22 protein-coding genes, 1 pseudogene and 1 riboswitch are annotated in these 24,505 nt (G+C 71.9%); of the genes and pseudogenes, 7 read left to right on the top strand and 16 right to left on the bottom strand.

The window, feature by feature from the left end; genetic code table 11:
• Window positions 1–15: 15 nt before the first annotated feature.
• The 9 genes from DW297_RS13885 to DW297_RS13850 form a co-directional block, all read right to left on the bottom strand.
• Entirely contained in the window at window positions 16–2,703 is a 2,688-nt protein-coding gene (locus tag DW297_RS13885; protein ID WP_168442872.1) for a glycoside hydrolase family 38 N-terminal domain-containing protein, read from the bottom strand.
• A gap of 38 nt (window positions 2,704–2,741) precedes the next feature.
• Window positions 2,742–3,998 (bottom strand): CehA/McbA family metallohydrolase, encoded by a 1,257-nt coding sequence (locus tag DW297_RS18985; protein WP_168442871.1) that lies wholly within the window; start codon window positions 3,996–3,998, stop codon window positions 2,742–2,744.
• A complete protein-coding gene (locus tag DW297_RS13880) occupies window positions 3,998–5,071 on the bottom strand; it encodes an ABC transporter ATP-binding protein (RefSeq protein ID WP_136033373.1) in 1,074 nt (357 codons plus the stop codon). Before DW297_RS13880 ends, DW297_RS18985 begins: the two co-directional genes overlap by 1 nt.
• Window positions 5,071–5,925 (bottom strand): carbohydrate ABC transporter permease, encoded by an 855-nt coding sequence (locus DW297_RS13875; protein ID WP_205812745.1) that lies wholly within the window; start codon window positions 5,923–5,925, stop codon window positions 5,071–5,073. The genes DW297_RS13880 and DW297_RS13875 overlap by 1 nt, the downstream gene beginning before the upstream one ends.
• Window positions 5,922–6,869 carry a carbohydrate ABC transporter permease gene (locus DW297_RS13870; protein WP_240744632.1) on the bottom strand — a complete coding sequence of 316 codons (948 nt, stop codon included), beginning with the start codon at window positions 6,867–6,869 and terminating at the stop codon, window positions 5,922–5,924. The genes DW297_RS13875 and DW297_RS13870 overlap by 4 nt, the downstream gene beginning before the upstream one ends.
• Window positions 6,870–6,871: 2 nt before the next feature.
• Complete coding sequence (locus DW297_RS13865) at window positions 6,872–8,281, bottom strand: extracellular solute-binding protein (RefSeq protein ID WP_136033371.1); 1,410 nt, start codon at window positions 8,279–8,281, stop codon at window positions 6,872–6,874.
• Window positions 8,282–8,344: 63 nt separating this feature from the next.
• Entirely contained in the window at window positions 8,345–9,514 is a 1,170-nt protein-coding gene (locus DW297_RS13860) for a Gfo/Idh/MocA family protein (protein ID WP_168442870.1), read from the bottom strand.
• Window positions 9,511–10,419 carry a sugar phosphate isomerase/epimerase family protein gene (locus DW297_RS13855; protein ID WP_205828304.1) on the bottom strand — a complete coding sequence of 303 codons (909 nt, stop codon included), beginning with the start codon at window positions 10,417–10,419 and terminating at the stop codon, window positions 9,511–9,513. Before DW297_RS13855 ends, DW297_RS13860 begins: the two co-directional genes overlap by 4 nt.
• Before the next feature lie 72 nt (window positions 10,420–10,491).
• Window positions 10,492–11,193, bottom strand: coding sequence for an MgtC/SapB family protein (locus DW297_RS13850; RefSeq protein ID WP_136033363.1), 702 nt, complete (start codon window positions 11,191–11,193; stop codon window positions 10,492–10,494).
• Between the two features lie 172 nt (window positions 11,194–11,365).
• On the opposite strand from DW297_RS13850, the gene DW297_RS13845 reads away from it, so the two are divergent.
• From DW297_RS13845 to DW297_RS13830, 4 genes are all read left to right on the top strand, one after another.
• Window positions 11,366–12,127 carry a GntR family transcriptional regulator gene (locus DW297_RS13845; protein WP_136033361.1) on the top strand — a complete coding sequence of 254 codons (762 nt, stop codon included), beginning with the start codon at window positions 11,366–11,368 and terminating at the stop codon, window positions 12,125–12,127.
• A 63-nt stretch (window positions 12,128–12,190) separates the two neighbouring features.
• Window positions 12,191–12,829, top strand: a complete 639-nt coding sequence (locus tag DW297_RS13840; RefSeq protein ID WP_136033359.1) for a bifunctional 4-hydroxy-2-oxoglutarate aldolase/2-dehydro-3-deoxy-phosphogluconate aldolase — start codon at window positions 12,191–12,193, stop codon at window positions 12,827–12,829.
• A gap of 38 nt (window positions 12,830–12,867) precedes the next feature.
• On the top strand, window positions 12,868–13,590 hold the full coding sequence (locus DW297_RS13835) for an ankyrin repeat domain-containing protein (protein ID WP_240744631.1): 723 nt from the start codon (window positions 12,868–12,870) through the stop codon (window positions 13,588–13,590).
• A complete protein-coding gene (locus DW297_RS13830) occupies window positions 13,587–14,336 on the top strand; it encodes a sulfite exporter TauE/SafE family protein (RefSeq protein WP_446724375.1) in 750 nt (249 codons plus the stop codon). Before DW297_RS13835 ends, DW297_RS13830 begins: the two co-directional genes overlap by 4 nt.
• 16 nt (window positions 14,337–14,352) lie before the next feature.
• On the opposite strand, the gene DW297_RS13825 is transcribed toward DW297_RS13830, so the two are convergent.
• Together DW297_RS13825 and DW297_RS13820 are read right to left on the bottom strand one after the other, a co-directional pair.
• Window positions 14,353–15,183 (bottom strand): SDR family oxidoreductase, encoded by an 831-nt coding sequence (locus tag DW297_RS13825; protein ID WP_136033357.1) that lies wholly within the window; start codon window positions 15,181–15,183, stop codon window positions 14,353–14,355.
• Window positions 15,184–15,206: 23 nt separating this feature from the next.
• Complete coding sequence (locus DW297_RS13820; protein ID WP_136033355.1) at window positions 15,207–15,965, bottom strand: SDR family NAD(P)-dependent oxidoreductase; 759 nt, start codon at window positions 15,963–15,965, stop codon at window positions 15,207–15,209.
• 221 nt (window positions 15,966–16,186) lie between these two features.
• Here DW297_RS13820 and DW297_RS13815 point away from each other — a divergent pair, with 221 nt between their 5' ends.
• Both DW297_RS13815 and DW297_RS13810 read left to right on the top strand, forming a co-directional pair.
• The gene (locus tag DW297_RS13815; RefSeq protein WP_136033353.1) at window positions 16,187–16,921 is read left to right on the top strand and encodes an aminoglycoside 3'-phosphotransferase; all 735 of its coding nucleotides are present in this window, start codon (window positions 16,187–16,189) and stop codon (window positions 16,919–16,921) included.
• A gap of 105 nt (window positions 16,922–17,026) precedes the next feature.
• Window positions 17,027–17,956 carry a helix-turn-helix domain-containing protein gene (locus tag DW297_RS13810; protein ID WP_136033351.1) on the top strand — a complete coding sequence of 310 codons (930 nt, stop codon included), beginning with the start codon at window positions 17,027–17,029 and terminating at the stop codon, window positions 17,954–17,956.
• A gap of 31 nt (window positions 17,957–17,987) precedes the next feature.
• Here the strand turns inward: DW297_RS13810 and DW297_RS13805 are convergent, their stop codons facing one another.
• From DW297_RS13805 to DW297_RS13785, 5 genes are all read right to left on the bottom strand, one after another.
• Window positions 17,988–19,469, bottom strand: coding sequence for an amino acid permease (locus DW297_RS13805; protein WP_206252507.1), 1,482 nt, complete (start codon window positions 19,467–19,469; stop codon window positions 17,988–17,990).
• Window positions 19,470–19,479: 10 nt separating this feature from the next.
• Complete coding sequence (locus tag DW297_RS13800; protein ID WP_136033349.1) at window positions 19,480–20,850, bottom strand: glutamate decarboxylase; 1,371 nt, start codon at window positions 20,848–20,850, stop codon at window positions 19,480–19,482.
• A gap of 100 nt (window positions 20,851–20,950) precedes the next feature.
• Window positions 20,951–21,742 (bottom strand): energy-coupling factor transporter transmembrane component T family protein, encoded by a 792-nt coding sequence (locus DW297_RS13795; RefSeq protein WP_136033347.1) that lies wholly within the window; start codon window positions 21,740–21,742, stop codon window positions 20,951–20,953.
• Window positions 21,739–23,196 (bottom strand): ABC transporter ATP-binding protein, encoded by a 1,458-nt coding sequence (locus tag DW297_RS13790; RefSeq protein WP_205828303.1) that lies wholly within the window; start codon window positions 23,194–23,196, stop codon window positions 21,739–21,741. The genes DW297_RS13795 and DW297_RS13790 overlap by 4 nt, the downstream gene beginning before the upstream one ends.
• Window positions 23,196–23,840, bottom strand: coding sequence for an ECF transporter S component (locus DW297_RS13785; protein WP_136033345.1), 645 nt, complete (start codon window positions 23,838–23,840; stop codon window positions 23,196–23,198). The genes DW297_RS13790 and DW297_RS13785 overlap by 1 nt, the downstream gene beginning before the upstream one ends.
• A riboswitch (TPP riboswitch) is annotated at window positions 23,831–23,942 on the bottom strand. It overlaps the preceding gene by 10 nt.
• A gap of 80 nt (window positions 23,943–24,022) precedes the next feature.
• On the opposite strand from DW297_RS13785, the pseudogene DW297_RS13780 reads away from it, so the two are divergent.
• Window positions 24,023–24,505 (top strand): annotated as a pseudogene (locus DW297_RS13780) (hypothetical protein); the annotation flags it as partial.

Genomic DNA, 24,505 nt, shown 5'->3' with positions numbered 1-24,505 from the left:
CCATCCGTGCGGCCGTCACCGGATCGCGCGCCGCAGGCTGACCACGCCGCCGCCCGCCACTCGCGCACCGCGGGTGTCCAGCGCGTCCTCCTGCACCTCACCGCGCAGATCGGTACGCGCCCACGCACCCTCCGCCGCGAACGCCAGGTCGCGCTCGCCGTCGAGGTAGTTCACGAAGCGCAGCTCGGCCTCGTCGTCCACGCGTCGCGCCGACTCGAGCACCACGTCACCCGACAGCTCCGCACGGAACGCGGGCTCCGGCAGCGGCCCGTCCGTCTCTCCGGTGCCCCGCACCACGAGCGGCTCGTGCCGGAACAGGTCGGACGCCCGCACCGCCGTCGCATCGTCGGCACCGACCAGGATCGCCAGCTCGGTGTGCACCGGCACCCCCAGATACTGCGCGCCGGGCACCGGGATCTCGGAGCCGGCCGGCTCATCGCGCAGCGGGTGCAGGTTCACGCTCATCATCCCCACCGAGCGGGACAGCGTCACCGCGAGGGCGTCCTGCTCCCCCGCGGTCGAGACGAGCTCGTACTCCGACAGCTTCTGCACCAGCACCGCCGTCGAGCCCGCCGCGGCGAACCGGTACGCGGGGTAGGTCGGCAGCGGGAACTCGCCCCAGCCACCCTCGGCCTCGCGCCCGCGCACCGTGAGCCCGTACTGACCGGCGCTGCGCGACGACTCCAGCCCCGCGGCCCCGGTGGGCACGAGCACCCGCAGCCGGTGGTCGGACGCGGTGTTGACGTAGTCGATGCCCACCCGGAGGAAGCCCTCGCCCTCGCGCAGCTCGACCGTGGTCTCGGTCACCAGCGGCACGGTCGCGGCGCTGCGACGACGGTCGGCGTCCAGGCGCTCCGGCAGGTCGTACACGCGGCGGATGCGCAGTCGCCCGCGCAGCGGCCCCTCCTCGACCACCGTCACCTCGACCGACGCCGGGGCGGTCACGGCGGAGGCGGGGTCGACCGGTCCGTAGTTGTAAGAGTCGCCGCAGTCGCCCTCGTCGACCAGGGCCAGGGCGCCGTCGATCGCGGAGCCGTCCGCACCCTCGATGCGCACCGTGCCGTCGGGGTTCACGGTCGCGGTCAGCGCCGCGTTCGACAGCGAGGTCGCAGTCACCCGCACGGGGTCGAGGGGCGCGGGGGCCGAGGTCTCCGACACGGCCGCGAGCGCGACACCGTCGAGGTCGACCGCGAGCAGCGCCCGGTGCCGCGGATCCGCGATGGTCTCCACGTGCCACAGGTCGTCGCCCGCGGCATCGGCGGCCACGCGCTCCTCCAGCTCGACCGTGAACGCGGCCAGATCCCACACCCCGCGGGGGCTCTCGGCCACCTCGAAACGCAGCGACCGCTCGCCCCACGCGTAGCCGTTGATCTGCTGCCCGAACAGCTCGCGCCCGTGGATGCGGCGCAGGAGCTTGGGCAGGTCGGCCGTGCGCAACTGCTCGTCGCCCAGCACCGTGGGCAGCGGGTCGAGCACCTGCACCCCGGGGGCGAGGGCGGCGGGATCCACACCGTGCAGCGTGACCTCCACCTGCGCGCGCCGGGCGAAGCCGGACGGGTTGAACACCAGGTGCTGGGCGGGGCTCACCGACACCGCCAGGTCGCGCAGCACGCTGTCGATCACGCCGCGGGCGATGTGCCCGGCCGTGTGGATGCGGGTGCCCACCTGCTCCGCGGTGCTGTCGACGCCGCAGCCGGTGACCGAGTCGTGCGCGGTGCTCTCCACGAGGCGGTACCACGCCGTGTCGAAGAACGAGCGGTGGTCGCGCGTGCCGTACAGCAGGTCGAGCCGTTCGGCCGCGGCGAGGGCCTGCTCCGAGCGGGCCATCTCGCGCTTGAGGTTCGTGCGGATCGAGAAGACGCCGGGCAGCAGGTTGCCGCGGGCGTGCGAGCGCATCTCCCCGCGCACCTGGGGCAGCGCGGCGAGCGCGTCCGCATCGGTCGCGTAGCGCGCGAGGTGCTCGTCGAGCGTCGCGATCGACAGGCGGGGCTCGCCGCCGGCCGCGTCGTAGTGGCGGATCACCTCGGCCAGGTCCTCCGGGGGCGCGGAGTGGTCGGTGCCGAGCATCGCCAGCACGGGGTCGTCGCCGTACCACGACGCGGTGCGGGCGGCGTAGTCGGGGGCGAGCGCGGGGAGCTGACCGGGCAGGGCGAACATGTCGAGGCCGTTGCCGTAGCCGTCGAACAGGTACTCGCAGCGCACCGCGTCGCCGTTGGGCGCGACCCAGGAGAACGCGTGCTCCTGCACGTCACCGGGCACGCCGCGCCACAGGGCGCTGTGCCGGATGCCGAAGCCCGCCAGGATCTGCGGCATCTGCGCCGCGTGGCCGAACATGTCGGGCAGGTAGCCGACGGGCATGGTGCGGCCGAGGCGGGTGCTCGCGGCGCGGCCCAGCTCCAGGTTGCGCACGATGGTCTCGCCGTCGCAGCCGAACTCGTCGAGCAGGATCAGGAAGGGGCCGATGCTCAGCTGCCCGCTCTCGACGAGTGCCACCACGCGGTCGCGCATGTCCGGGCGCATCTCCAGGTAGTCCTCGATGGCCGCGGCCTGCCCGTCGAGCGTGAACCGGTACGACGGCTCCGCCTCGAGGATGCCGATCAGGCGGTCGAGCATGTGCACGAGCCGCAGGCGGAACACGTCGTGCGGCTCGTACCACTCGCGGTCCCAGTGGGTGTGGGGGACGACGACGATCTCACTGCTCACGGGCGGGGACTCCTGTATCTCGGGGTTTCGGGCGGCGCTCAGGCGCACAGGGCGGCGATGCTGCGGTCGGGGTGCAGCAGGTAGTACGGGCCGGCGGCGGGATCGCCGGAGAAGGAGGCGCGGTCGCCGTGCACGGCACGACGCTCGCCCGCACCGTCGACGAGGATGAGCCCGTCGGCGTCGATCGCGAGCAGGTCGCCGTCCACGCGCAGCAGCACGGGCGCGGTGAACAGCTCGGGCACGGTGAGGCCGTCGCGCACGGCGACGCCGCCCATGATCGCGGTGCGGCCGGCGGCGACCCCGGCGAGGATCGCCTCGGCCGAGTCGTCCTCCGCCGCGACCCACGTGGTGGGTGTGCCGGGGCCGACACCCTGACTCCGCATGTGGAAGTCGGCGCCTCCCAGCAGCACGGCCCCCTTGTCCCAGCGCTCGTGGAACGCGAGGGGCGAGGTGGCGATCAGCTCGCGGTACCAGGTGGAGTGCCACAGCTCGATCGCCCGGGGCGTGCGCTCCAGCGGGTGCAGCCACGAGCAGTCGCCCGAGATCGGGTGGTTCACGCTGAGGACACCGCCACGGCGCTCGACCTCGTCGACCCACTCCTGGGCCGGACGGCGGAAGTCGATCCAGCCGATGTCGCCGAACGCGTTCGCGTGACCGCGGTGGGTCGTGACCTCCTGGCCGGGCAGCAGCGTGATGCCCTGCTGCGCACCCACGACCGGGAGGTGCGCGTGGTGGCTGGTGGTGTTGTGGTCGGTCACGGACAGGAAGTCCAGGCCCGCCCGCACCCCGAGCGACGCGAGCCCCGCGATGCTCTCGTGCCCGTCGGAGTGCAGGGTGTGCGCGTGGAAGTCACCCGCGTACCACCGCAGTCCGGCGTCCGCGGGCAGCTCGCGGCTGCTCCCCCGGGGCACCCCGTCGATCCGCGCGGGCACCGGGCCGTGGTCGATGCCCGACTCCGCGGGGAGCAGCACCTCGACGGTCGCGTCGGTCCCGCCCGCGGGGAGCCGGTGCACGCCGAGGATCACGTGCCACTCCCCCTCCTCCGGGCGACCGGGGAGGTAGCCGGGCGTGGCGTCGTCGGCGCGGATCACGAAGTCCTGCCGCGAGCCGCCCGACCATCCGCGCCACCCCGCCGCACCCTCGCAGCCGAGGTCGATCACGGCCGCCTCGGTGTCGTACGACAGGCGCACCTCGAGCGAGTCCGTGCCGGGCGGCACCTCGAACGGCACGCGCACGTAGCGGTCCGCGTTCTGGATCTCGTGCGTGAGGCGCAGGGTGGTGCGGATCGCGGCCATCAGCCGATCCGCTCGGTGGTCTCGGTGTCGAACAGCAGGGCGCGGTTGCGCTGCGGCACGATCCAGCCGCGGTCGCCCGGCTGCGGCTCGAGCTCCTCGGGCACGACGACCTGCAGCTTGTGGTCGCCGGAGCTCACCAGCACGAGGCTGGTCGCACCGAGGGTCTCGGTCACCACGACCTCTGCGGCGATGCCGTCGGCGACGGGCTCGGTCGACCAGCGCACGTACTCCGGGCGGATGCCCCAGCTCACGGCCTGCCCGTCGCGCACGTCCGCGGCAGCCTCGGCGGGCACGGGCACGTCGGTGTCGCCGATGCGCACGTGGCCGCCGGTGACCGTGGTCTCCAGCAGGTTCATGGGCACGGAGCCGATGAACCCCGCGACGAACGTGTTGTTCGGGCGGTGGAAGATCTCCCGCGGCGAGCCGATCTGCTGCAGCTTCCCGGCCTTCATGACCGCGATCCGGTCGGCGAGCGCGAGCGCCTCGGCCTGGTCGTGCGTCACGAACACGGTGGTCACGCCGAGGTCGCGCTGCAGCTCCTTGAGGAACGTGCGCGCCTCGAGCCGCAGCCGGGCGTCGAGGTTCGACAGCGGCTCGTCCAGGAGCAGCACGTCGGGCCGCGTGGCGACCGCGCGGGCGAGGGCCACGCGCTGCTGCTGCCCGCCCGAGAGCTGGCCGGGGCGACGCTCGATGAGGCCGTTCAGCGACAGGCCGTTCGCGACCGACTCGGCCGTGGTGCGGCGCTCGTTCTTCGCGACGCGGCGGATGCGCAGCGGGTAGGCGATGTTGTCGGCCACGTCCATGTGCGGGAACAGCGCGTAGTCCTGGAACACCATGGCCACGCCGCGCTCACCCGGCTCGGCGTTCGTGACGTCCTTGTCGCCGATGGTGAGGCGGCCGGACGTGATGCTCTCCAGGCCGGCGATCGAGCGGAGCAGCGTGGTCTTGCCGCAGCCGGAGGGACCGAGGAGGGCGAAGAACTCGCCGTCGGCGATCTCGACGTCGACGCTGTCGACGCCGCGCACCCCGCCGGGGTACTCCTTGACGAGTTGGGTTGCAGTGATGGCGGCCATCAGGACTTGATCCCTCCGTGGAAGCGGAAGCCGTAGCGGCGGTTGACGAAGAAGTAGATGAGGAGGACGGGCACCGAGAAGACCAGCGAGAACGCGGAGATGAGCCGCAGGTCGGCCTGGCCGCTCTCGGTGTAGAACGTGTACATGAGCACGGCGGCCGGCTGCATGTCGGGCGTGCGCAGCAGCAGGAACGGGACGAGGAAGTTGCCCCACACCTGCACGATGGTCCAGATCGCGATGAACGCGAGCCCGGGTCGGGCGATCGGCACGACCACGTCCTTCAGGATGCGGAAGGGCCCTGCGCCGTACAGTCGCGCCGACTCCTCGTACGACTTCGGGATCGAGTCCATGAAGTCCTTGAGGATGAAGATCACGGTGGGCAGGATGCCGCCGGCGAGCACGAGGATCACCCCGACGTGCGTGTTGATGAGCTGCAGCTGGTTGATGAGCTGGAACGTGGGCACCATGGCCGCGGTCCCCGTCACGATCGACGACAGCAGCAGCAGCCCGTAGAGGATGCCGTCGCGGCCGGGGATGTTGATGCGGCTCATGGCGTACGACGCCAGCGCGCCCAGCACGATCACCAGCGCCATCGTGCCCACGCCGAGGATCAGCGAGTTCAGGATCGACTTCAGCGCGTAGGGGTTCTCCGCCAGGCGCGCGAAGTTGTCGAGCGTCCAGTCCGGCCACGACACCGTCAGCGACGGGGTCGCGTCGAACGGTGCGAGGATCAGCCAGACCATCGGCAGCGCGAAGAACAGCGACACGATCACCAGCACGAGCGTGAACAGGATCCGCGAGACGAAGTGGGTCACGGACCGGTCGCGCGCGACGGTCTTGATGGTCGACATCATGAGCGCACCTTCTTCTTCTTCGGATTCGCACCCCGGGAGACGCGCGTGTACATCAGCGCGATCACGAGGTTGATCAGGAGCATGATGAGCGAGATCGCCGCACCGAGGCCGAGCTGTCCGCCCGGGATCGCGGTCTGGTAGATGTACACCGAGAGGATGTCGGTCTGCCCGTTGGGGCCGCCCGCGGTCAGCAGGTACGGCGTGAACGTGTTGAACGTCCACAGCGTGATCAGCAGCGTGTTGGTGAGCAGGTGCCCCTTGATGTTGGGCAGGATCACGTCGCGCAGCTGCTGCCACGTGTTGGCGCCGACCATGCGGGCGCTCTCCAGCTGCGACGGCGGCACGGCGCTGATGGCGGACGAGAACAGCTGCATCGAGAACGCGGTCCCGACCCAGATGTTGAAGATGATGATGCACTCCATCGGATGCTCGATCAGCCAGGCGGCACCCTCGGTGCCGAGCAGGGCGTTGAGCGTGCCGGTGCGGCGGTCGAGCAGGGCGAGCCACAGGAACGAGGCGACCGAGGCCGGGATGACCCAGGCCGCGAGCACGAGCGTCTCGATGAAGGTCTTGACGCCGGGACGGACGTTGCGCAGCATCCACGCCAGCGCGAATCCGAGCACGGTCTGCCCGATGATGCCCGAGACGAGCACGAACACGAGCGTGAGCCACAGGGAGTTCCAGAACCGCGGGTCGTTCAGCGCGGTGGAGAAGTTGTCCAGGCCGACGAACTGCGGGTTGGCGGCGGCGAAGCCGGTGAGCCGATAGTTCGTCATCCCCAGGTAGACGGTCCAGATCGCGGGGAAGAGGAGGAACAGGCCGATCAGGAGGAGCCCGGGGGCCGCGAACAGCGTCGCCCTGGCGCGCCCCAGACCGGCGACGTCCTCCGCGCGGCGCCGGCGGGGAGCGCGGACGCTCCCCGCCGGCATCGTTGCATTCGTCATGGTCACTCGGAGATCGCGTCCGGTCCCACGACGCCTTCGAGACCACGGACGTAGGTCTTCAGCGCATCGTCGACCGAGGTTCCGGTGGCGACGTCGAGCGTGGCCTGCTGCAGCAGCACCGACACCTGCGGGTACGCGGCGAGACCGGGGCGGTACGCCGTGATGGGCAGCACCTCCTGGCTCACGAACGTCAGCATCGGGTCGGACGACAGCAGCTTCTCGTTCACGTCGTCACGCGGCGAGATCGCGAGCGTGCCGGCGGCACGGGCCTCGTACGCCTCGGGCGAGTTCATGAACGCGAGCAGCTCCCACGCCAGCTCGGCGTGCTTCGAGTTCGGGTTGAGCACGCGGCCGGTGCCGCCCGACATCGACACGAAGTCCTGGCCCTTGATGCCCTCGCCGGGCTCGACCGCGGGGATCTTGGCGTAGCCGACGACCTCGTCGCGGTTGGCCATGGGCGCGGTACCCACACCCTCCGCGGGGTTGATCACGGAGCGCCAGAAGTAGTCGCCCTCCAAGAGGATGCCGATCTTGCCCTCGGCGAACAGCTGGAACGACGTGTCGCGGCCGGAGGCCTCCTGCTGCAGCACGGGGTCGCCCAGGCCCTCATCGACGTAGATCGTCTTGTAGAGGTCGAGCACCTCCTGCATGCCGTCGGTGGCGCCGATCCACTTGCCGTCCTCGTACACCTGCTCGCCGGTGCCGACGAGCATCGGGAGCAGGCCCTGCATGGTCGTGGCCTCGCCCATCGCGGTACCGGCGTTGAGCTGGATCGGGGTCACGCCCTCGATCTTCTTGAGGTCCTTCGCGGCATCGAGGATGTCGTCCCAGCTCTCCGGCGCCCAGTCCTCGTCGAGGCCGGCCTGCGCGAACAGGTCCTTGTTGTAGTAGAGCACCCGGCCGTCCGCGCCCTGGGGCACCCCGTAGCGGTCGCCGTCGAACGACAGCGCGCTCTGCACGGCGTCGGGGATCTGTCCCCAGCCGTCCCAGTCGTCCACGGCGTCGCCGCCGACCTCGGCGAGCGGCTTGATGTAGCCGGCCTCGGCGAACTCGCCGACCCAGATGCCGTCCATGCCGATGATGTCGGCGCCCTTGCCGGACTGCAGGTCGAGGGCGATCTTCGTCTTGTAGTCCTCGTCGTCGACGCCCTGCGGCTGGAACTCGACGGTGACGTCCTTGCCGTCCTCCTCCATGGCCTTCTCGAACTCGGGGACGACCCAGTCCGCGATCCAGTCGGCCTCGGCGGCGTTCTTGCCTCCCGTGATGGAGTTGGTGGTGAGCGTCAGGGTGACGGGCCCCGTCGACTCCTCGGCCTCGGGCTCCGATCCTCCGGAGCAGCCGGCCAGCACGACCGCACCGACGGTGGTGAGGGCGAACGCCGCGAGCAGGCGGCGCTTTCCTTGCGTGACCATTTCCGACCTTTCTTGTCGTTGATCGCCGAGCGGTGGCGCTCGGATTCGGGTGTTGCGGGATGGCTACTGCGCGGCTTCGGCGCTCGGGTCGAGCGCGTGGCCCTTCGAGACCGCGAGCGCGCGGATGATCCGCTGCCCGACGCGCACGTCGGCGACCGACTCCTCGACGCTCGCCCCGTCGGGGCGTTCGCCGCGGACCAGGGCCGCGAGCGCGTACAGCTCGTTCTCGAATGCTTCCTGTTGCATCCACCGCGATTCGCTCACGCGGATGCCGAGCTCCGGGTGACTCTCGGTCACGCGGAGGATGGTGGGGAGGTTCGTCACGTAGGGCACGCCGAACACGAGCTCGATCGATCCGGCCTCGTGGTGGAACGTGACGGTCTCCTGGTAGTCGGGGTAGCCGTCGATGTAGTGCCAGTCGACGGTCCACGGCGTCTCGTCGCGGGCGAGGGTGCCGCGCACGTGCACGGAGCCCGGCATCTTCGGGCCCCAGTGCTGCGCGAACGCGACCTCGCCGAGACCGCCGACGAGCGACCGGAGCAGCCCCACGTCGTGCACGATCGAGCCGAGCACGACGTTGGTGTACAGCGTGCGGAGGTCGACGGGGAGGTCTGACCCGACGGCACCGTCGACGATGGCGGCTGTCGCGGCGAGCAGGGGCTCGATGGTCTCGCGGGGCACGTCGCCCGTGGGAGCGGCGAGCCGCGCGTAGGCGAGCTGCGAGCCGTCGAGCGGGTGCATGACCTGCACGTCGATCGCGCGCAGGGTCACGTCGGCGAGCAGTTCCTTCGCGCGCAGCGACGCGGTGTCGTACTCCTTCATGTAGCCGACGCGCACCCAGTCGCGCAGGTCGAGGCCGGCCTCGCGCCCGTACGCCGTGAGCTCGTCCAGCTCGGCGAGCGAGTAGGCGAGCGGCTTCTCGGCGAGCACCCGGATGCCCGCCCGCACGAGCCGCAGGGTGTCTCCCGCGTGCGAGCCGGTGGTGGCGAGGATGGCGGCGTCCACGTCGAGGTCGCCGGCGGCCGTCGCGGCCACGAGCTCGTCGACCGAGGTGAGCTGCCGGGCGGCCGGCACGCCGTAGCGGGCGCCCATGTCGGCGGTGCGCACGGCGGACAGGTCGACGAGCGCGGCGATCGCGAAGGCCTCGGCGTTGCGGCGCAGCAGCGGCAGGTGCACGCTCTGGCTGATCGCGCCGAGTCCGATCACGGCGACGCGGGTGACGGCGGCGCTCATGCGAACCACCGCCGCAGGGCCTCGCGGTTGGCGGCCTGCTCGGCCACGGCGCGCTCCACGTCGGCGGTCGAGCGGGGCACCACGTCCTGCTCGACGATCAGCCATCCGGAGTACCCGCTCGCGACGATCTCGTCGAGCAGGGCGTCGACGGCGAGGTCGCCCTCCCCGAGCGGCACGAACACGCGCTTCTCCCACACCGAGCGCATGGGGTCGTCGGCGGCCAGGGCGTCGTGCAGCAGGGCGGTGCGGGCGTCCTTCAGGTGCAGGTGGTTGATCCGCTCGCGCCAGCGCCGGTAGTCGGGCAGGGGGTCGCCGCCGCCGATCAGCAGGTGACCGGAGTCGAACGTGAGGTCGACGTCGGTGGAGGCGAGTAGCGCGTCGATCTCCTCCGGCGTCTCGACGTGCGTGCACGCGTGGTGGTGGAAGGTGGGCTCGAGGCCCCGGTCGCGCACGCGCGCGGCGGCGCGGTTCACCCGGTCGGCGAACCGTTCCCACGCGGCACCGCGGAGCGTGAGCTCGGGGGCGCCGCCCGGGCGGGCCTTGCGGGCGGGGCTGCCGGAGTCGGCGAGGGTGGGCAGCGGTGCGAGGTCCTGGCCGCGCTCGGCGGCGGTGACGAACACGTCGAGCGTGCGGTCGAGGCCTGCCAGCGCGGCGGCGAACTCCTCGTCCTCGCCCGCGAACGGCAGGTCGACCCAGCCGCCGGCGAGGTCGAGGCCGTGGCGGGAGAGGCGCTCGTCGAGCTCGGCGCCCTGGCCGAGGAGACCGACGGGGCCCAGGTCGATGCCCTGGTATCCGGCTTCGCTGATCCAGCGGGCGAGCTGCTCCCCGTCGGGGAGGGCCACGAGGTCCGGTCGAGCGAGTTCGAAGACTCCGTAGCTCACCGGCGCGTTCGCGATGCGGATCACGCGTTGTCCTTTCTCCATTGAATGGTCGAACCCTGGGTTCGTCTCGAATGTTAGCAGGTCATGACATATGCATCAATCGTCCTCGGAGAAGCCCTGCACCACGACCGAGCGCACCCCGTCGAGGCGGGCGATCGCGTCGATCAGCTCGGAGCGCGACCCCGGCTCGGCCTCCGCGAACTCGAGCGTCGCCCGCATGTCCGCCTCACCGTGGATCCGCGCGGCACCGAGCAGTGTGGCGGGCAGCCCCCGCCGCTCGGCCGCCGCCAGCACCTCGCGCAGCGCGCCGCGGTCGGCCTCGTACTGCAGGGTCACGCGCAGGCGCTCGGGCTCGGGGCGAACGCGGTCGCGCAGCCGCGACAGCGGGCCGACCGTGAGGAGATGAAGACCCGTGCCCGCGATCGCGAGCAGGGGCATGTTCGCCCCGCAGGCCATGCCGATCGCCGCGACCACCCAGATGGTCGCGGCCGAGGTGAGCCCGGACACGGCGTTGTTGCGCACGAAGATCACGCCGGCGCCGAGGAACCCGATCCCCGACACCACCTGCGCCGCGATGCGCGAGGGATCGACCGCGACCTCCGGCCCCAGCACGCCCTCGAAGCCGTAGGCCGAGATGAGGGTGAAGATGGCCGAGCCCAGGCCCACCAGCACGTGCGTGCGCAGCCCGGCGTTCTTCTGCTTGCGGGAGCGCTCGACACCCACGGCCAGCGAGAGCACGAACGCCAGCCCGAGGAGCCCGAGCTCGACGAGCAGGTGGGGATCCCACCCGAAGCTCACGCTGCTCCCGTCATGTCAGCACAATAGCACTTTAAGCATCCCGGGGCTCACTCGCGGCGCCCTCGTGCGCGGGCGCGGCCGGGATCCGCGGAATACTGCGCCTCGACGCCGTCTGGAGTCGCTCGTATGATTGTCGCTACAATGTGACTCCCCAACCCAGAGCGGAGCATCCATGGCCGATGTCGTCACCCCCTGGCCCCACGAGCTCTTCGCGGACATCGACCGCACGGGGCCCGTCCCGCTCTACTTCCAGGTATCCACACGACTCCAGAGCGCGATCCAGTCCGGCGCGATCCCCGCGGGCGCCCGCCTGGAGAACGAGGTCTCGATCGCGGAGCAGCTCGGACTCTCCCGCCCCACGATCCGCCGCGCCATCCAGGAGCTCGTCGACAAGGGCCTGCTCGTGCGCCGCCGCGGCATCGGCACCCAGGTGGTGCAGGGCTCGGTCACGCGGCAGGTCGAGCTGACCAGCCTGTACGAAGACCTGCAGAGCGCGAACCACGAGCCGGGCACGCAGGTGCTGACCCACGAGATCATCCCCGCGACCGACGAGGTGGCCCTCGCGCTCGGGCTCGAGCCGGGCACCGAGGTGCTGCATCTGCGCCGCAGACGAAGCACCGACGGCGTCGCGGTCGCGGTGCTGGAGAACTACCTCCCGCGCGAGCTGGCCGACATCTCGACCGAGCAGCTGGAGTCGCGCGGCCTCTATCAGGTGCTCCGCGCCCGGGGCGTCGCGATCCGCATCGCGAAGCAGAAGATCGGCGCCCGCCGCGCGGAAGACGACGAGCCGGAGCTGCTGGAGATCGAGGCGGGCGGCCCCGTGCTCACGATGGAGCGCATCTCGTTCGACCAGTCCGGCGCCGCGATCGAGTTCGGCCACCACTGCTACCGCCCCGACCTCTACAGCTTCGAGACGACGCTCGTCGCCAAGTAGCACAACTTGTAATGACAAGTTGTGGTGCGGAAGAATGGACGCATCCCTCGATCAAGGAGCGCCATGTCCGACCGTCTCGCCCGCGCCCGCACCACCGGCGTCCTCGCCGTCCTCCGCGCCCCCTCGCCCGAACTCGCCCTGGAGGCCTCAGAGGCGATCATCCGGGGTGGAGTGACCGGCATCGAGGTCACCTACTCCACGCCCGACGCCCCGGCCGTGATCCGCGAGCTGATCGCCCGCCACGGTGACGCCGCCTACATCGGCGCCGGAACCGTGACGACCCCCGCGCAGGCCGCACAGGCCGCCGACGCCGGGGCCGAGTTCCTGGTGAGCCCCGGCACGCTCCCGGCCCTCACCCGCGCGATGCTCGACACCGGCCGCGTCGTGATGACCGGCGCCCTCACGCCCACCGAGGTCATGGGCGCGCTCGAGCTCGGCGTCGACGTCGTGAAGATCTTCCCCGCCTCGCTCGGCGGCCCGGCCTACCTCGGCGCTCTCCGCGGCCCGTTCCCCGACGCCCCGCTCATGCCCACCGGCGGCGTCAAGCCCGACAACCTCGCCGACTGGTACGCCGCGGGCGCGGTCGCGGTGGGCGCCGGCGGCGACCTCGCCAACGGCGCCTCGATCGCGGCGTCCGACTGGGCCGACCTGGAGCAGCGCGCCGCCCGGTTCGCCGCCGCGCTCGCCTCCGTGCGGAGCTGACGCTCCCCCGCCTCCGGGCCGTTTGGTATACCAGAGGTATGCGGATGCGGCGGGGCGTGCTCTGGGCGGCCCTCGCGGGGGTCGCCCTGCTCACCTCGGCGTGCACGGCGACCACCGCCACGCACCCGGCCGCACCCACCACGGAGGCCCCGATGACCGACACCACGCCCGCCCCGCGCGACGCCACGTCCGCCCTGCTCGACGCCGCCGCCCGCGGTGACGCCGCCGCCGTCCGGGTTGCGCTCGACGCCGGTGCCGACATCGAGGCCCGCGGCGAGGGCGGCATGACCGCACTGGTCGCGGCCACCAAGGCGAACCACGTCGAGGCCGCCCGCGCGCTGATCTCCGCGGGTGCCGACGTGAACGCGAAGGACGACATCCAGGACTCGGCCTATCTGTACGCGGGTGCCCGCGGTCACGACGAGATCCTGCGCCTCACCCTCGACAACGGCGCCGACCTCACCAGCACCAACCGCTTCGGCGGCACCGCCCTCATCCCCGCGTCAGAGCGCGGACTGCTCGACACCGTGCAGATCCTGCTCGATGCGGGCGTCGACCCCGATCACGTGAACAACCTGGGGTGGACGGCGCTGCACGAGGCGATCGTGCTCGGTGACGGCTCGGGGCGCTACGTCGCCGTGGTGCGCGCCCTGCTCGACGGCGGCGCCGACCCGACCATCCGCGACGGCGACGGCGTGCTCCCGCTCGACCTCGCGACCGCCCGCGGCTTCGAAGACATCGCGGACGAGCTGCGCCGGTGATGGCGCTCGACGCGTGGGCCTGGGCGGCGCTCGGCCTGGCCGCGGTCGTGATCGGCATCTCCAAGACCGCACTGCCCGGCGGCAGCATCCTCGCGATCGCGCTGTTCGCCGCGGCGCTGCCCGCCCGCACCTCGACCGCGGCCACGCTGCTGCTGCTCATGGTGGGCGACGTGTTCGCGCTCCTCGCCTACCGTCGGCACGCGCACTGGCCGACACTGCTGCGACTCGCCCCCGCCGTCATCGCCGGACTGCTGCTCGGCTTCGCCTTCCTCGCCCTGACGGGCGACGACGTGGTGCGGCGCGCGATCGGCGTGATCCTGCTGCTGATGATCGCCGTCACCCTGTGGCGACGATGGCGGCAGTCGCGCGTCGAGACGACGGTCACGCCCCGCGGCGGACTCGTGCTCGCCGGCGCCTACGGCACCCTGGGCGGCTTCACGACGATGGTCGCCAACGCCGGCGGACCCGTGATGTCGATGTACTTCCTGGCGACGCGCACCCCGGTCCAGGTGTTCCTGGGCACCTCGGCCTGGTTCTTCGCGATCATCAACGTGATCAAGGTGCCGTTCCTCGCCGGCATCGGACTGTTCACCGCGCCGGTGCTGCTGACGGACGCGCTGCTCGCGCCGCTGGTGGTGCTCGGCGCCCTCCTCGGACTGCGCGTGGCACGACGGCTCGATCAACGGGTGTTCGACCGCATCGTGATCGCGCTCACGATCCTCGGCGCGCTCTACCTGCTCTTCTGATCCCGCGCGGACCGGGTCAGTCGAGGAAGATGTCCGGGAACAGGGCGCTGTCGGGGGTGCCGGGCACGGCGGCGTAGCGCGAGAAGTCGGTCACGCCCTCGGCCTCCAGCACGTCCTCCACGATGAGCGACTGCCCCGTGGTGGTCGCGGCCGGCCGGCACAGCACCGCGTAGGCGGCGTCGGCGTAGATGTCGGCCGTGCGGCTCGCGGCCATCACCCTGTCGCCCCCGAGGAGGTTCTGCACGGCGGCGGTCGCGATGGTTGTGCGGGGCCACAGCGTGTTGGCGGCGATGCCGTCGCGCGCGAACTCGGCCGCGAGCCCGAGCGTGACCATGGTCATGCCGAACTTCGCGAGCGTGTAGCCCGTGTGCGCCCCGAGCCACTTCGGGCTGGGGTTCAGGGGCGGCGAGAGCGACAGGATGTGCGGGTTCTCGGCGTCCTTCAGGATCGGCACGGCCGCCCGCGACAGCATGAACGTCCCGCGCACGTTGACGTCCTGCATCAGGTCGTACTTCTTCGCCGAGAGGTCGAGCGAGCGCGACAGGTCGATCACGCTGGCGTTGTTGATCACGATGTCGATGCCGCCGAACTCGCCCTGCGTCTTCATGACCGCTTCGGTGATGTCGTCGTCCTCGCGCACGTCGCCGACGATCGGCAGCGCCTGGCCGCCGGCCGCGCGGATCTGCTCGGCCGCGGTGTGCACGGTGCCCTCGAGCTTCGGATGCGGGGTGTCGGTCTTGGCGAGCATGGCGATGTTGGCGCCGTCGGCGGCGGCGCGCAGCGCGATCGCGAGGCCGATGCCGCGGCTGCCGCCCGACATGAGGATGGTCTTGCCGGCGAGTGACATGGGTTCTCCTTCGGGGCGGGTGGTCAGCGCGGTGCCATGCGGATGGCGCCGTCGAGGCGGATGGTCTCGCCGTTGAGGTAGCCGTTCTCGACGATCTGCTGCGCGAGGGCGGCGTACTCGTCCGGTCGGCCGAGGCGGGCGGGGAACGGCACCTGCTGGCCGAGCGAGTCCTGCGCCTCCTGCGGCAGCCCCATCAGCATCGGGGTCTCCATGATGCCGGGGGCGATGGTGCACACGCGGATGCCGTGTCGGGCGAGTTCGCGTGCGATCGGGAGGGTCATGGCGTGCACGCCGCCCTTCGACGCGGAGTACGCAGGCTGCCCGATCTGACCGTCGAACGCCGCGACGCTGGCGGTGTTGACGATGACGCCGCGCTCCTCGTCGTGCAGTTCGTTCTTCGCGATCACGGCCGCGGCCTGCGAGATGACGTTAAAGGTGCCGACGAGGTTGATGCGCACGATCCGCTCGAAGTCGGCGAGCACCGCGGGGTTGCCCTCGCGATCGAGCACCTTGGCGGGCGGGGCGATACCGGCGCAGTTGATCACCACGCGCAGCGGGGCGGCGGCCTGTGCGGCGGCGACCGCGGCCGCGACCTCGTCGACGCTCGTGACGTCGGCGGGCACGAAGATCCCGCCCAGTTCTTCCGCGATCTCGGCACCGGCCGAGGAGGGGAGGTCGATGATCGTGACGTGGGCTCCGGCCGCCGCGAGGCGACGCGCGGTGGCGAGCCCGAGGCCCGACGCCCCTCCGGTGACGAGGGCGCCCTGTCCGCTGATCTGCATGTGAGGTTCTCCTTCGAACGTCGTGCGACATGCCTGAAACGCAGTCCCAGCCTAGGTGGTTCCTGGTTCCAGGACGAACCCGGGCCGCGGTGGTGCCGGTGCGACCGGGCGTGAGGGGACGGCGTCGAGGCGAGCCTACGACACCGCCCGTCCGGAGACGGCGTCCGCTCCTCGCGCGACCGGTCGGCCCTGAGCGTCCGCGCGTCCGGCAGGATGGGAGCATGACGATCCCCGCCGAGTCCGTCGTCGTCCCCGACCGGGTGCGCGAGCTGTCCCGCGGAGCAGACCTCGTCTGCGTCTGGCGGAACGACGACGGCGGTCTCACGTTCCGCGCGACCGGCGTCGGCGAGCCGTTCTACATCAAGTGGGGTCCGCGCAACCTCGAGTCCACGCTGCGCGACGAGGCCGAGCGAATGCGCTGGGCCGCGCGGTGGATCAGCGCGCCGACCGTGCTCGACAGCGGCGAGGACGAGACGCACGAGTGGCTGGTGACGGCGGCCCTCGACGGCCTGAGCGCCGTGGATCCCCGGTGGACGGCCGAGCCCGCGACCGCCGTGCGCGCGGTGGGTGAGGCGCTGCGGGCGCTGCACGACGCGCTGCCCGTGGCCGAGTGCCCGTGGGAGTGGAGCGTGCCGTCGCGCATCGAGAACGCGGAGCGCCGGGGCATCGTGGTGCCGGAGTCGCTGCGCACTCCGCCGCCGATCGACCGCGCAGTGGTGAGCCACGGCGACGCCTGCTGCCCGAACACCCTGATCGGCGCGGACGGCCGGTGGCTCGCGCACGTGGACCTCGCGCAGCTGGGCGTCGCCGACCGCTGGGCCGACATCGCCGTGGCCGCCATGAGCACCGGGTGGAACTACGGCCCGGGGTGGGAAGACGCCCTCGTCGAGGCGTACGGCCTCGAACCCGACCGGGAGCGGATGGCGTACTACCGCGACCTGTGGAACGCCACCTGACCCTCCCGGCCGGCGGCGCGCAGGTCGGGATGCGGCAACGAACTCTCGACATCTGATGTCTGATCTGGTGTCATGGGTGGGACGACCCCCCGATCAGGAGGCCTCATGCACCTCGATCCGTCGCCACCCGCTCCCGTCGCCGGGTTCGCCGAGACACTGCGGGAGGCCATCGCGGCCCGCGGCACGTCCCTTGCGCAGCTGAGCGATCGGCTCCGACGACACGGGAACCCCGTCTCGATCGCCACCCTCAGCTGCTGGCAGAACGGCACGCGGCAACCCGAGGGGGTCTGCTCGCTCGCGGCGGTCGAGGAGCTCGAGACGCTGCTCCTGCTCGACAGCGGCACCCTGCAGCGACGCATCGGACACAGCCGCCGCGCCGGACGTCCACCCAAGCCGCGGGCACCCTGCGAGGACTGGACGCGGGAGGGGCCGATCCTCGACACGTTCCGCGCGCTCGGCATCGACCCCGCGGCGTCGTTCAACACCCACTCCGTCCACGCGGTCTGCACCACCGACGCGCACGGCCTCGTCGACACCATCCACTACCGCGCGATCCTCCGGCCCCCCAGCGGACGGGCCGGCCTCATCCCGTACATCGACCTGCCCGGGGTGCCGACCGACGTGTGGCCCGAGCTGACCGCGGTGACCGGGTGCCGCGTGGTGCAGCGCCACGCGCACTCCTCCCGCATGGCGTTCGGCATGCTCCTCGCCGTCGACGATCCGCCCGAGCAGCGGCAGTCCGCGCTCATCGAGTTCACCCTGCACTACCCGCTCCCCTACCCGCGCGACCGGCTCGTGACCTACGCGAGCATGTACCGCACGCCCGAGCTGCTCCTGCACGTGGACTTCGCGCGGTCGCCGTCGCCCACCTGGATCGAAGAGGTCACGATGGTCGGCGGCGAGGAGGAGATCGTGCCGCTGCCTCCCGCGAACCGCACGGCCACCACCGTGCGCTCGGGGTTCGCGCCGGGGCTGATCGCGCTCCGCTGGGGGTACGGCTCCCGCGAAGACGGCGCCGACCCGCTGCCCCTGTGACGGGCGGCGGGTCGGCGTCGGTTCCGGGCGCTCAGGCCTCCGGGTGGGCGTCGCTGGGCAGGCTGCCGTCCGCCGGCCGGCGGTCCCACGACGGACGGCGCACCGCGTAGAACACCAGGGGCGGAGCACCCAGCACCACGATCACCGCCCCCACGATCCACGGGTAGGCCGCGGGCGGGAACGCGGTGAAGCCGTCCGGCGGGATGAACGCGAGGAGGAACGCGGCCAGGCAGGCGACGAAGCCCACCCCGGCGACCAGCGGCAGCCCCTTCACCCGGTACGCGCGCTTCACGTCCGGCGCCTTCCGCCGCAGCACGAGGGCCGAGGCGAACATCAGCATGTACATGACGAGATACAGCGCGGCGGCCATGTCGATCAGCGCGACGAAGGCCGCGCTGACGTTCGGCACGATGATGAAGATCGCCGCGAGCACCGTCACGATCGTGCCCTGCAGCATCAGGATGCCCGACTGCACGCCCGCCTTGTTCCTCTTCTGCAGCAGCGGCGGCAGCAGCCCCGTCTCCGCCGCGGCCAGCACGCCCTTCGACGGGCCGGCGACCCAGGTCACGACCGAGGCGAGGGCGCCCGCGGCGATCAGGGCCGACACCACCGCGGTGGCCCAGCCCATGCTCCAGTGGTCGAAGTACTCCCCGAACGCGAGCATGATGCCGTTCGTGAGACCGAGCTCCTTCGGCGGCACCGCGACCGCGATCGCGAGGGTCGGCAGGATGAACACGAGCAGGATGAGCGCCGCCGCGAGGAACACCGAGCGGGGGTAGCCGCGGCCGGGGTCCTTCATCTGGTTCACGTGCACCGCGTTCACCTCCATACCGGCGTAGGCCAGCACGTTCGACACGATCAGCACGATCGAGGCGAGCCCGGTGAACGGCGGGATCATCGCCGACGCCTCGAGCGGGACCTGGCTCTTCTCGCCGCTGAACACCCAGACCGCGCCGAACACGATCAGCAGCACGGCGGGCAGCAGCGTGCCGAGGATGCCGCCCCACGAGCCGAGCTTGGCGAACAGGTCGCCGCCGCGGAGGGTGACCAGCGTCGCACCCCAGTAGCAGACGATGATCACGACCGCGGTGAAGAAGCCCGAGCTCGACAGCGACGGATCCAGGAAGACGAACGCGAGCGCGCCCGCCACGAAGGCGAGCTGGGTGGGGAACCACACCACGTTCTGGATCCACTGGAGCCACACCGCGGTGAACCCCCAGCGGTTGCCGAGGGCTTCGCGCACCCAGACGTAGACGCCGCCCTTCCACCCGGTCGCGAGCTCGGCCGCCACCAGCGCCGTGGGCACCAGGAACAGGATCGCCGGGATGAGGTAGAGCATGATGCTCCCGAGGCCGTAGACCGCCATCGCCGGCAGGGAGCGCAGGCTCGCCACCACGACGAGCGTCAGCAGGGCGAGCTGCCCCACCCCCAGCACGGCCACCGCGGGCCGGGAGACGCGGGTCGACGGGGTGACGGCGGGACGGGGGGCGTGTTCGGCACCGTGTGCAGACATGACCCGCGCCTCAGTGGTGGAACGCCGAGTCGGGGTGGTCGCCCGGCATCGGCGCGGTGAGGGCGTCGAGGTGCGCGACCTCGGCGGTGATCGCGTCGAGCAGTTCGGCGGCCAGGTCCATGCTGAGGCCGTTGCGCACCACGATGCGCTGCACCGTGAGCTCCTCCAGGTCGGCGGGCATCGGGTAGGCGGGCACGAGCCAGCCGCGCATGCGCAACCGATCCTGCAGGTCGTACAGGGTCCAGTTGTCGGTATGCCCCTGCTTCAACCGCCACGCGAACACGGGGATGTCGCTGCCGTCGTTCCACAGCTCGAACGCGTCGAGCTTCGCGATGCCCGCCGACAGGAACTTCGCCACGTCCTGCGACGCCTGCTGCACCGCCCGGTACCCCTCGAAGCCGAGGCGGAGGAACAGGTAGTACTGCAGCAGCACCTGTGCGCCGGGGCGCGAGAAGTTCAGTGCGAACGTGGGCATCTCCCCGCCGAGGTAGCTGACCTGGAACACGAGGTCCTCCGGCAGCCACTGGGCGTCGCGCCACACGACCCACCCGAGTCCGGGGTACACGAGCCCGTACTTGTGGCCGGAGGTGCTGATGGAGTGCACCCGCTCCAGGCGGAAGTCCCACTCCAGGTCGGGCTGCAGGAACGGCGCGATCATCGCCCCGGAGGCGCCGTCCACGTGGATCGGGATGTCGAGCCCCGTGTTCTTCTGGATCTCGTCGAGCGCCGCCGCGATCTGCGCGACCGGCTCGTACATGCCGGTGTAGGTGACGCCCATGATCGCCACGACCCCGATCGTGTTCTCGTCGACGTACTTCTCCAGCTCGTGCCCGTCGAGCGTCTTGTGCTCCTCGCTGATCGGCACGAAGCGCGGCTCCACGTCGAAGTAGTTGCAGAACTTCTCCCAGCACACCTGCACGGCGCTCGACATCACGAGGTTCGGCGAGGAGGCGTCCTTCCCCGCGGCGCGACGCGCCTGCTGCCACCGGCGCTTGAAGGCGAGCCCGCCGAGCATGCACGCCTCGGACGAGCCGATGGTGGACGTGCCGATGCTGCGGGCGGCATCCGGCGCATGCCAGAGGTTCGCGAGCATGTGCCAGCAGTTGTCCTCGATCGCGGCGGTCTGCGGGTACTCGTCCTTGTCGATCATGTTCTTGTCGAACGAGGCCATGTACACCTGCTTGGCCTCGTCGTCCATCCAGGTGCTCACGAACGTCGCGAGGTTCAGACGGGCGTTGCCGTCGAGGATGGTCTCGTCCTCGACGATCTGCTTCGCGGTCGACGGGAGCGACTCGGCGTCGGGGATCACGTGTCGCGGTGCGACCGTGGCCTCCCCCGGCCGGGTGAAGATCGGCTGACCGTCGGTGGGTGCAGTGCTCATGTGCGGAGTCCTTTCGGCTGAGTCGGCTTCTCACTCCGTTCGTCACGCTAGCCACGGCGCGTTGACGTATCTCCCGCCCCTCGCGTAAACGGGGTGAGGCTCAGGCGCCGGGACCGAGGATGAAGTTCCAGGCTCCGGTGAGCACGGCCGCCGCGACCGCGATGCCGGAGATGGCCGCGCCGACCGCGAGCAGCAGCCACTCCGCCGCCCCGAACCGCGACTCGCGCGCCCACGTGCGGCGCCCCGGCGCTCCGAACCCTCGCGCTTCCATGGCCGTGGCGAGCTTGGCACCGCGGCGGATCGACAGCACCAGCAGCGCGAACGCCATCCCGAAGAAGCGGCGCAGGCGCCCGCGGTCGGCCACCCCGCGTGCGCGCCGCGCCAGCTCGAGCGCCCGCCAGTCGTCGAGGAACAGTCCGACCATGCGCAGTCCGGCGAGCGCCCCCAGCACGAACTGGGCGGGGAGGCGGAGGATCTGCCCGAGCCCGTCGGCGAGGTCGGTGGGGTCGACGGTCACGAACAGCACGACCGACGGCAGCGCGATCGCGAGCACGCGCAGCATCGTCGCCACGGCGAGGGCGAGCGAGCCCTCGCTGATGCGGAGCACGAACCAGTCCACGTACACGGTGCCGGAGGTCTCGCCGTACAGCGCGATCGTGAGCCCGGTGAGCGGCGCCGCGAGCCACACCGGCCACGTGCGCACCCAGAACTCCCGCCAGCCGATGCCCGCGAACAGGAACAGCACGAACTCGAGCGCCAGGGCCACCGCGGCCGAGACCGGGTCGAGCGTGAGGATGAGCGGCACGGCGATCAGCGCGCTCACGCCGAGCTTGGCGACCGGGTTGATACGGGCCACCGCGCCGGTGCGGGCCTTCGCGTCGAGCAGGGTCACGGCATGCCGCCCAGGTCGAACCGGGTGGCGTGGAGGGCTCTGGCCACGTCGAGGTCGTGCGTGATCGCGACCACGGCCGACCCCTCGTCGCGCAAGGCCGCGAGCAGCGCGACCAGCTCCGCCCACGTGCGCGCGTCCTGCCCGAAGGTGGGCTCGTCCAGCACGAGCGCCCGGGGGCGTGTGGCGATCGCGGCCGCGACCGTGAGGCGCCGCTTCTCCCCGCCGGACAGCGTGTACGGGTTCGCGGCCGCGAGACGGTCGAGGCGCAGGCGGGAGAGGAGCTCGTCGGTGCGCGCGGCGATCTCGTCCTCGGGGAGGCCGAGCGCGCGGGGGCCGACGGCGAGCTCGTCGCGCACGGTCGTGGCGAGCAGCTGATGCTCCGGCTCCTGGAACACCATGCCGACGCGGGTGAGCAGGTCGCGCGAGCTCCACCGGATGGGCGCGGGGTCGGCGCCGTCCGCGAGCTCGGGCGCGGCGACCACTGCTCCCCCCGCGGGCGGAAGGAGTCCCGCGAGCGTGAGGCCGAGCGTCGACTTGCCGGCGCCGTTGGGCCCGGTGACCGCGACGGCTTCTCCCGCGTGCACGTCGAGGTCGATGCCCGTGGCGACCGGGCGACCCTTCACCCGGGCGACCGCGAGCCCGCGCGCCGAGAGCAGCACCTCGCGGGGGGCCGTGCGCGGCGGCGGCGGGAACGCGGGCGGATGCCCGGGGACCCACACCCCGTCGTCGGCGAGCCGCTGCCCCTGCGCCCCGAGCACCTCGTGCGGGGGGCCGTCGGCGACCACGCCGCCCTCGCCGATCACGATCACGCGGGTCATGAGGGGCAGCCACACGTCGAGCCGGTGCTCCACGACCACGAGCGTGGCGGGGTGGGTGTCGAGCAGGCGCGACACCGCGTCGCGCACCTCCGCCACCCCGTGCGGGTCGAGGTTCGCGGTGGGCTCGTCGAGCAGCAGCAGTCCGGGGCGCATGGCGAGGAGTCCCGCGAGCGCGAGGCGCTGCTTCTGCCCGCCCGACAGCGCCTTGGTGGGGTGGTCGAGCGGCACGTCGAGCCCCACGGCCTCCAGGGCCGCGGTGACGCGCGGCCAGATCTCGGCGCGCGGGATGCCCAGGTTCTCGCAGCCGAAGGCGACGTCGTCGCCCACGCGTGCCAGGATCACCTGCGAGTCGGGGTCTTGCAGCACCAGTCCCGCGCGACCCCGGGTGGCGGTCGCCGCAGCGCCGTCGACGAGCAGCCGGCCCTCGCTCTCGCCCTCCTCCTCGCCGCCCAGCACACCGGCGAGCCCGTGCAGCAGCGTCGACTTGCCCGCGCCGGACGCGCCGAGCACGAGCACGCGCTCGCCCGGCTCGATGCGGAACGACACGTCGCGCAGGGCCCAGGCGAGGCGACTCGCGTGACGCCACCCCCACCCTCGGGCCTCGACGGCGGCGGGGGTGGCCTGCTCGGCCCCCATCAGACGCGGACGCGCGCCTCGCGGCCGGAGCCGAACCGGTCGAGCGCGCCGGTCGCCGCGATGCCCCTGGCCAGAACCCACGACAGCGCCCCCGCGATCACCGCGCCGGAGACGACGGTGCTGAGCAGGTAGATCGTCGTGAACGCCGGGCCGGATCCGGCGTACCAGAGCACGAGGTTGTTGATGCCGCCCGCGAGCGCGGCGCCCGCACCGGCGAGGATCGCGACGGGCAGCGACCAGCGACGGTAGAAGAACAGCAGGAAGACGAGCTCGGCGCCGAGCCCCTGCACGAGCCCGGCCTCCAGGGTGAGGAAGCCGCCCCACTGGTTGCCGATGAGCGCCGAGACGACGGCGGCGAGCAGTTCGACGTAGATCGCGGCTCCGGCCTTGCGGATGATGAGTCCGCCGAGCACGCCCGCGAACAGCCAGGGGCCGTCGAGCAGGCCCTGCAGCCCGGGGAGCAGCGGTTCGAGGAGAGCCTTGGGGCCGAGGTAGCCGACGTTCCAGGCGAGGAAGATCAGGCCGGCGGCGACACCGAGGACACTGGCGACGACGATGTCGACGATGCGCCAGCGCAGGTAGCTGCGCGGCGCGGCCGCCGTCGAGGTCTTCGCGGATGCGGACGTGGACGTGGACGTACTCATAGGAACTCCTCCCTGCGCTGGCATGACCCAGATCAGGTTCGACGGTCGAAGCGCGATTCGCTCCCTCTCAGCCCGGCTCGCCGGACTCCCGTGGTTGTGCTGACGATCCTACCCGGTCCGCCGGTTGGCGCGTCGCCGCCCCGGCGCGGCCGATTCCCGGCCGGATTCGGTACCGTAAGCGGGTGACCGCATCCGATCCCGCCGGCGAGGCGACGGGCATCGGCGGCAACGGCCCCGCTCCGACTGCTGCCCCCTCCGACGACGCCCCCACGTCCGCGCTGCGCTCGCGGGCGCGGGCGACCACCACCCCACCGACCGGGAGCGACGACGCGGGCGACGACGACGCCCGACCCCGGGTGCGGGTTCCCGCCGCCTCCGGCGTGTCGACCTCCGGTCTCGGCGCGCTGTTCGGCGACCGTGCGCGCACCGCGACCGCGACCGATGCCTCCGCGACCGGTGCCGCCGACGCAGACGGCGCGGACGGGAGCACCGACCGCCCCGCGGTCGAGACCTCCCCCTCCGCTGATCCCGCGATCCCGTCCGTCGCGTCGGCCCCGCCCGCCGCGGACTCCGCCTCCTCGACCGACGCCGCCGACGCAGGCGACGCGGACGGGAGCACGGACCGCCCCGCGGCCGACGCCTCCCCCTCCGCTGATCCCGCGATC

Origin of the sequence: Microbacterium sp. PF5 (assembly GCF_004794315.1) — a bacterium.
Classification (GTDB): domain Bacteria; phylum Actinomycetota; class Actinomycetes; order Actinomycetales; family Microbacteriaceae; genus Microbacterium; species Microbacterium sufflavum.
Note: the sequence above shows the minus strand (reverse complement) of the source record. Positions and strands in the feature narration are given on the sequence as shown.